Origin of the sequence: Vibrio sp. 10N.222.48.A3, from assembly GCF_041475345.1 — a bacterium.
Lineage (GTDB): Bacteria > Pseudomonadota > Gammaproteobacteria > Enterobacterales > Vibrionaceae > Vibrio > Vibrio tasmaniensis_A.
The window spans coordinates 1-484 of the sequence record NZ_JBFRVX010001210.1 but is presented as its reverse complement, the minus strand read 5'-3'; the positions used below and the strand labels follow the sequence as shown (position 1 = coordinate 484).

Below are 484 nucleotides of genomic sequence, written 5' to 3'. Positions count from 1 at the left end.
TGCTTCAACGCCGCGAAAATCGAAACGAGTCGATAGTTCACGGTTTGCGTTGTCTACCGCGTTACGCAGTTCTACTGCTTCTACTTCAGAGATAATGTCAAATGATGGCATTGTGTTGTTTCCTTAAGCTAAGTTTCTATCTTTAATTGCTGTTGCAAGCATATCTAGCATTGTTGCAGTATCTTCCCAGCTTAGGCATGGGTCAGTAATAGACTTGCCGTATTCTAGGTTGTTGATATCTGTCATTGGCTGGTTACCTTCAACAATGAAGCTTTCCGCCATGATGCCTGCAATTTGATTCTTGTTAGATTTGATTTGCTCACAAATGTCTTGTGCAACTTCTAACTGTTTACGGTGCTGTTTCTGACAGTTAGCGTGGCTAAAGTCTACAACCAAACGTTGAGGTAGATCGAATTCAGCCAGTTGCTTACATGCGTTATCTACAGATTCAGCATCGAAGTTAGGGCCTTTATCGCCACCACGT

Annotated in this window: 1 protein-coding gene and 1 pseudogene; both read right to left on the bottom strand. The window is 42.6% G+C overall.

The features are described from left to right. On the bottom strand, positions 1-111 hold a 111-nt coding region (locus AB4653_RS25100), incomplete at its 3' end, for a DUF520 family protein (RefSeq protein WP_372105583.1). Between the two features lie 12 nt (positions 112-123). Then, positions 124-484: pseudogene (locus tag AB4653_RS25095) on the bottom strand (3-deoxy-7-phosphoheptulonate synthase); the annotation flags it as partial.